Raw genomic sequence first — 278 nt, 5'->3', positions numbered from 1 at the left:
ATGGTCCGTAACTGATAACGATGGCAATACAACAACACAAACCCAAACCATTACCGTGGAGGACAACACGCCTCCGGTGCTTGTTGGCGTTCCTGCCGATGCGACCGTAGAATGTGATGCCATACCCGCTCCTGCTGTGGTTACTGCAACTGACAACTGTGATACAACCCTTACCGTTAGCTATTCAGAAACTACAAATACCGTCAATGATGGTGTCGGAACTATCATCCGTGAATGGTCCGTAACTGATAACGATGGCAATACAACAACACAAACCC

The 278-nt window shown here is 47.8% G+C and carries 1 protein-coding gene; it reads left to right on the top strand.

Annotated features, from left to right (window positions below):
• The coding region (locus LOK78_RS16565; protein WP_232635692.1) for an HYR-like domain-containing protein at positions 1–278 on the top strand (278 nt) is incomplete at both ends.

This window comes from Mangrovimonas futianensis, from assembly GCF_021245805.1.
Taxonomy (GTDB): Bacteria; Bacteroidota; Bacteroidia; order Flavobacteriales; family Flavobacteriaceae; genus Mangrovimonas; species Mangrovimonas futianensis.
This window is presented reverse-complemented; position numbering and strand designations above follow the sequence as displayed.